Origin of the sequence: Mesorhizobium sp. M7A.F.Ca.US.002.01.1.1, from assembly GCF_004022955.1 — a bacterium.
Lineage (GTDB): Bacteria > Pseudomonadota > Alphaproteobacteria > Rhizobiales > Rhizobiaceae > Mesorhizobium > Mesorhizobium ciceri.
On sequence record NZ_RZQE01000321.1, the window covers coordinates 1 to 6,829 of the forward strand.

Annotated in this window: 5 protein-coding genes and 1 pseudogene; 3 read left to right on the forward strand and 3 right to left on the reverse strand. The window is 63.5% G+C overall.

Features of this window, described 5'->3' with window-relative positions; genetic code table 11:
• Positions 1–645: ROK family transcriptional regulator (locus EN932_RS25020; protein ID WP_164890611.1), on the reverse strand; the 645-nt coding region annotated here is incomplete at its 3' end.
• A gap of 222 nt (positions 646–867) precedes the next feature.
• Between EN932_RS25020 and EN932_RS25030 the strand changes: the two genes are divergently transcribed.
• On the forward strand, positions 868–2,046 hold the full coding sequence (locus tag EN932_RS25030; RefSeq protein WP_127385800.1) for a M24 family metallopeptidase: 1,179 nt from the start codon (positions 868–870) through the stop codon (positions 2,044–2,046).
• A complete protein-coding gene (locus EN932_RS25035) occupies positions 2,033–3,262 on the forward strand; it encodes an amidohydrolase (RefSeq protein ID WP_128369139.1) in 1,230 nt (409 codons plus the stop codon). The genes EN932_RS25030 and EN932_RS25035 overlap by 14 nt, the downstream gene beginning before the upstream one ends.
• A 49-nt stretch (positions 3,263–3,311) precedes the next feature.
• On the opposite strand, the gene EN932_RS25040 is transcribed toward EN932_RS25035, so the two are convergent.
• Positions 3,312–4,616, reverse strand: coding sequence for a M23 family metallopeptidase (locus EN932_RS25040; protein WP_127369663.1), 1,305 nt, complete (start codon positions 4,614–4,616; stop codon positions 3,312–3,314).
• 150 nt (positions 4,617–4,766) lie between these two features.
• A complete protein-coding gene (locus EN932_RS25045) occupies positions 4,767–5,234 on the reverse strand; it encodes a peroxiredoxin (protein WP_023810305.1) in 468 nt (155 codons plus the stop codon).
• A 95-nt stretch (positions 5,235–5,329) separates the two neighbouring features.
• On the opposite strand from EN932_RS25045, the pseudogene EN932_RS25050 reads away from it, so the two are divergent.
• A pseudogene (locus EN932_RS25050) lies at positions 5,330–6,829 on the forward strand (hypothetical protein); the annotation flags it as partial.

A 6,829-nucleotide genomic window follows, 5' to 3' on the forward strand; every position in this document is an offset into this window, starting at 1 on the left:
GAAATAGAGATAGTAATATTCGGAAAACTGGGCGCCGAGGCCATAAAGGCGCTCGCCCATGGCGGCCGCGGCCATATCGGTTTCAAAGAAGGCCGGCAATCCGGTGGAGGCCGCCAGCCGTTCGCGCAGCGCGACATCCTTCCAGCCGGTCATGGTGGTCGGCCCCACGAAACTCATGGACTCCACGTCGAAGGGGCCAGGCAGGGCCATGCCGACGCCCAGCACCCGTCCGCCAGCCCGCAGTCTGGTCAATTCCACCACCATCGCCCCGATCAACTCGAAGGCGTGGTCCGGCGTCGCGTTCGGCGCTTCGCGGTAGATGCTCTCGATCACGTCGCCGCTCAGATTGATCAAGGCGGCGCTGATACCAAGCGGGGTGATGTGGATGCCGACGGCATAGCCGCCCTCGGGGTTGATCCGGAGCGTCGCCGGCGGCAGGCCGCGCCCCTTCGGCTCTTCGCGCAGCGACAGGATGTAGTCCTGATCTTCCAGTTCGCGAACGATGGTCGATACGGTCTGGACGGTGAGGCCGACGCGCCGGGCGATCTCGCCGCGCGCGATCGGCCCGTGCAGGCGGATGGACTCAAGCACGATGCGCCGGTTGTATGGCCGCCCGAACTCCTGATTGGTCCCCCGCAGTGCCATGCCTTGCGCCCCTTAGGAGAGGATAGCTTGGCACCGCTTATTTATTCAGTCAAATGGAATTCAAAAATAAATGATAGTGAAACACAAATCTTGGGAAGGCCGGGTATGGACGTACCCGGTTCAGGACCTGCCCACACGCCGCCCTGGCCGATTGCCGCCATGGCGAAACCTCTTCAATGGTGAGCGAACCCGCGACCGTTGATGACAAAGCATGGAGCAAAGATGATCGAATTGCCGTTTGCCCGCGACGAGTACCGACAGCGGCTTCGCAAGATCCGCACCGAGATGGCCAAGCGCGGTCTCGAGCTCCTTGTCGTCAACGACGTTGCCAACCAGCATTACATCACCGGCTATGACGGCTGGTCGTTCTACACGCCGCAGGTGGTGCTGGTTCCAATCGAGGAGGTCGAGCCGGTCTGGATCGGGCGCGCCATGGATGCGGCCGGCGGTCTTCTGACAGCCTGGATGAAACCGGAAAACGTGGTCGGCTTTCCGGAAGACCATGTCCAGCGAGGCGATCGCCATCCCATGGACTGGATTGCGAACTGGATTGTCGCCAGGGGCTGGGGGAGCCGCCATATCGGCATCGAACTCGAAGCCTATTATTTCTCCCCCAAGGCGCACGCCCGGCTTGTCGCCGGACTTCCCAATGCAAAATGGCACGATGCCGACCTGCTGGTGAACTGGATCCGCGCGGTCAAATCGGCGCCCGAGATCGCCTATTTGCGCAAGGCGTCGACGCTCGCCGAAGCGGCCGTCACGCGAGCCTTCGAGGTGATCGCGCCGGGCGTTCGCGAATGCGATGCCATCGCCGCCATCCAGGCGGCGCAGATCGCGGGCAGCCAGGATTTTGCCGGCGACATCACAGCGCTTCCGCCGACAATCCTCGGTGGCGAGAATGCCTCGGCGCCGCACATCATGTGGAGCGACAGGCGGTTCGGAGAAAACGAGACGATTGCGCTGGAACTTGCCGGCGTTTGCCGCCGCTATGCCGCCGGCCTCGCCAGGACCATGCAGCTTGGCAAGACGCCGACAAATGTCTCGGATACCGCCAAAGCGGTGATCGAGGGCATGGACGCGGTGCTCAACGCGGTCAGGCCGGGAACGACTGCCGAAGCGGTCGAAGCTGCCTGGCGCAAGGTCATCCAGCGCTACGGACTGAAGAAGGAATCGCGCATCGGCTACTCCATCGGCGTCGCCTATCCGCCGGATTGGGGCGAACACACGATCAGCCTCAGGCCGGGCGACAAGACGGTGCTTGAACCGGGCAACGTCGTTCATTCCATCCTTGGCATGTGGATGGACGGCTGGGGCATCGAGGTCAGCGAGACCATCCTGGTCACCGAAACCGGCCACGAGACCCTGACGAAGTTCCCGCGAGAGATCCATGTCAAATCCTGAGGGTTCGGCCACGGCGGGTGGTGTTGCGAAAACCGTGACGACCGATATCGACGCCGGAATTCTCGACCGGATGATCGAGGTCCGTCGCCATCTGCACCGCAATCCCGAGCTTTCGAACCAGGAGGCCGGCACGCAGCGTTACCTCAGGCAGATGCTGGTGGATCAGGGAATCGTCGACATTCGCGACGTCGCCGGCTTTGGCCTTGCCGTCGATATTGTCGGCGCCGGCAGGCCGTCAAATCGAAAGATCGCCATTCGCGCCGACATCGATGCCTTGCCGATCGAGGAGGAGTCCGGTGTCGATTATGCATCGACGAATCCAGGTGTGATGCATGCCTGCGGTCACGACGCCCATGCATCGATGGCTTTCGCGGTGGCCGCGCATCTTCACCAGTCGCGGGACAGTTTTGGCGGTACCGTTCGCCTGATCTTCCAGCCGGCGGAGGAGGTCGAACCGTCGGGCGGCAAGCGGGTGGTGGAAGAGGGGCTTCTCGACGACATCGACGCCGCCATCTGCGTCCACGTCGATCCGTACACACCGACCGGCAAGATCGCCGTCGGCTCCGGTCCCTACACTCTGGCCTGTGACACGTTCGATGTGGCCGTCATCGGCTCGGCGGCACACGCGGCAAAACCGCATGAAGGCGTCGATGCGTTGGCCGTGGCTTGCTCCCTGGTGAGCGAATTGCAGAAGATCGTTTCGCGCGAGACCGATCCGTACGATCCGCTGGTGATTTCCGTCACGGCCATCAATGGCGGCAACGCATATAATGTCACCGCCGGCAGGGTCACGTTGAAAGGCACCATCCGCAGCGGCAGCGATGCAACCCGCGAGCGGGCCTGGCACCGCGTTCGTACGATAGCCGAGGGTATGGCGACGAGCCACGGCGCGCGTGTCGAGGTCGACATCCACAAGGGCGAACCCGGCGTCGTCAACGATGTCGAGATGACAGAGCTGATTGCCGCCAGCGCCAAGGCCTGCATCGGTGCCGACAACGTCCTCAACACGCCCGGATGGACGATCGCGGACGACTTTGGCTACTACAGCGAGAAACGTCCTTCGGTCTATTTTCGGCTGGGAATCCGGAACGAGGAGATCGGATCGGTCTTTCCGCTCCATCACGCCCGGTTTCGTGTCGACGAGGCCGCGTTGAAGGTCGGCGCGACCACCCTGGTTGCGGCAGCGACGGCGTTTCTGTCGACGGGAGCGCCTTAGTCAGCCATCATGATGGTCATCGGCGCATGGGGCAGGAGCCTGGGATCGCTTACAGATACTGGGCGACCTTCTTGCCGACCGTGAGGAAGCGCAAGGGATCGATCGCTTCGCCATTGTGGCGAACTTCGTAGTGCAGATGCGGGCCGGTCGAGCGGCCGCTGCTGCCGGTCTTGCCGATGACGGCGCCGGCGTCCAGTTTCTCGCCGACGGTCACGTCGATCTCGCTGAGATGCCCGTAACGTGTCGCAAAACCATTGCCATGGTCGACTTCAACCATGCGGCCATAGCCGCCGTTCCAGCCGGCCTTGGTGACGGTGCCGGGCGCCGTGACCTTTGCGGCCATGCCGATCGGCGCCCTGAAATCCATGCCGGAATGCAGTGCCGCGGTGCCGAGGATCGGGTCGGTGCGCACGCCGAACGGGCTGGTGACGGAGTGGCCCGGCGCGGGGTTGGTCAGCGGCAGCTGGCGCGCTTCTTTCTTGAGATGGTCGAGCGCGTCCAGCGCTTCGTCCAGCTCCTTGACCTTGCTGTCGAACATCATCGAACTGTCGAGCGGGATCAGCGGTCCGCCGACGTCGCTGTCGCCCTTGCCGAAGTCGCTGTCGACGGGCAGTCCGGCCGCCTCGAGCGCCTGGGTGATGGCATCGGCGCTCTTATAGGCATTGTCGGCAAGCGTGCTGATGCGGGTCAGTTGATCGCTCTCGATGGATTTCAACGACTGGTTGATCGAGACGAAGAGCTTGTCGGCACGATCGGCGGCTGAATCATTGGGCAGCGGATCGGAGCGGGTTGACCACAGCGAGAACGGCCTTGTGTCGCCGGCGCCGAGATCGGCGCTCAGGCTGGCGACCGCATAATTCCGCGCGGGCTCCTTGATGCTGCCGGTCGCTTCGGCGCGTTTGTCCGGCTTCGCAGCCGCTGCCGGATCTTCGGCCGGCGCTGCGCCGACTTCGCTCTCGGCGCGTTCGAGCAGCGGACCAAGGCGGCCATGACGCTGGCTCAACTGGCTCTGGCGTTCAAGCAGTTCGCTGACCTTGGTTTCCATCAGCTGCTGGTCGAGCAACTGGCGGCTGGTGATGCGGTCGACCTGGGCGCGAAGCGCCGAAATGCGATCTTCATAGGCTTGCTGCATGCGCGCCTGACGCGCCGTTGTGGCGCCGATCAAATCGTCGCGCAGCACGAGATAGGAGGTGGCCATGAGGTAGCCGACGGCAATGGCGGCCAGCGCCGAGCCGATAAAGGCCGCCAGCCACGGTCGGATCGTAAAATGCCTGATCTCGTTGCCCCGGGCGATGATGACCGTATGGGGCTCCTTACGCTTGCCGAAGACTGCGGACTGACCGGTTGCGTTCACGGGACCAAGCTTTCGTTTACGACACCACGACAGCTTGATTACACATTATTAGGGTTAACAAAGGCTTGCAGCGATAGCTTGCTCGCAGCGATTGCCCGCCAGGCGTGCGTAAGGTTGCAAGGGAACCTGGGCCAGCCTCGCCGGCAAACCTCAAAGCGCTCGAACGGCCTCGAGCACCTCTTCGGCATGGCCCTTGACGCGGACCTTGCGCCAGATCCTGGCGATCCGCCCGTCGCGGCCGATCAGGAACGTCGCGCGCTCGACGCCCATATACTTGCGGCCATACATCGATTTCTCGACCCACAGATGGTAGGCCTCGATCACCTTGCGCTCCTCGTCGGCGGCGAGGTCGATGGTGAGATTGTATTTCGACTTGAACTTGTCGTGCTTCTTGACGGGGTCGGGCGACAGGCCGATCACCACGGCGCCGGCCTTCTCGAACTCCGGCTTCAACTGCGAGAAGCTGATCGCCTCCTGCGTGCAGCTTGTTGTGTCGTCCTGCGGATAGAAATAGAGCACGATGGGCTTGCCGGACGATGCGGCAAGGCTGACCGATCCGCCGCCGTCCCGCGGCAGGTCAAATTGCGGCGCAAGATCGCCTACGTCGAGGTCAGCCATACCGATGCCCTTGTTTGAGGTTACGCGCGAAGCCACACCGATATAGTGTCGGACGGGGATTCGTCCACGATCGAGTTCGTACAACGGAAAATTGCGTGGATCAGGAGCGACCGCAGCACGAGAAGATCCGGTTCAGGCGTGATGAGATCACCGACCTGGGGACCTTTCCGTCCGCCTGCCGTGTGCCGCCGCTTGGTCAGGCGTCGATCGGACGCGGTTTTCGCATCCTGTCGCGACTGTTCGCCGGTCTGGTCGCTTTCGTGCTGCTGGCCGCCGTGCTCGTTTATCTGGTTGGCGCCTCCGGCATCGGAGCCGACCGGCTTCGCGCCGAGGCGGAAACGGCGCTTGAGAAACTGGCGGGCGTCGATGTCAATGTCGCGGTCGGGCCTGCCCGCATCACGCTCGACGGTTCGAGTTTCATCGCGCTTCAGGTCAGCGACGTCAGCTTGAAGACATCAGACGGCAAGCCGATGGCCGATGCCGGCCGCGTGCGCTTCGGCGTGCGTCTGTTCCCGCTGCTGTGGGGAGATGTGCGGCTGACCAGCGCCAGGATCTCGGATGCCCGCATCGTCGTGGCGGCGATGCCGTCAGGCGGCGACTGGACCGCCGGCCTGCGCAATGCGGACGGCCTCATCGATCCGGAGAAGCTGTCCGCCGCGGTGTTCGGAAACATCAACCACGCACTCGATGCCGTGCGGGAGGATTCGCTGCGTCGCATCGATCTTCGCAATGTCGAATTCGTGCTGCCCGAAACCGGAGCGATCAAGCTCGTCAAGATCACCGACGCCACCGTCGTGCAGTCGGGACCGGGCGGCATGCAGTTTTCCTCGAAGGCAGACATCGACGGCAGGACGCTTACGGTTGCCGCTACCGCCACCCGTGATATCGCGGCGCACCGGGTCACGGCGCTGGATGCGAGCGTCGATCTGGCCGACACCGGCGCGGCCGCTGCCGGCAAGTTGGGACCCGTCGCGTTGAAGCTGACGGGATCGGAAGGGTTCGGCGTGAACGCATCGCGGCTGACGGCCGCTTTGTCATCGACGGGCTCTGTCCTCGATCTCGGCACGCGAGGATTGCTGGCGGCGGACGTCGATATCAATGCGACGCTGGTTGCTGGCAGCAACAAGGTCCAGGTCGACAGATTGCTGCTGAAGACCGGCCGCTCGACATTCGATTTCGCCGGTTCGATCGGGCCGAAGCCGGCAAGCGGAGCGGTGGGTGAAGAGCCCTCCTATCGCTACGACCTGACCAGCGACGGATCGTCGCTTGCGCCTTCGGAGTCGCCCGAGCCGGCGCTCACCTTCCTCGCCCGGATCGCCGGTGTCTACAACACGGTGAGCCACAAACTGGTCGCAGAGCAGATCGCGCTTCGGTCCGCCGGCTCCGGCGAGGTGCTTGGCACCGCCGCCGTGGCGTTCGTCGACGGCAAAGTGCCGGGGATCAATCTGGCGTTCAACATCCACGACATGCAGGTCTCTCACGTCAAGCAGCTATGGCCGTGGTTTTCGGCGCGCAATGCCCGGCTCTGGGTGCTGGCCAATCTGTTCGGCGGCCGTGTCGTCGACGCCAACCTTCAGTTCCAGGTGGTGCCGGGC

What these genes read in the sequence shown, in the direction of transcription:
- EN932_RS25035 (WP_128369139.1), top strand. Translation starts at nt 2,033, where the DNA reads ATGTCAAATCCTGAGGGTTCGGCCACGGCGGGTGGTGTTGCGAAAACC.
- EN932_RS25030 (WP_127385800.1), top strand. Translation starts at nt 868, where the DNA reads ATGATCGAATTGCCGTTTGCCCGCGACGAGTACCGACAGCGGCTTCGC.
- EN932_RS25045 (WP_023810305.1), bottom strand. Translation starts at nt 5,234, where the DNA reads ATGGCTGACCTCGACGTAGGCGATCTTGCGCCGCAATTTGACCTGCCG.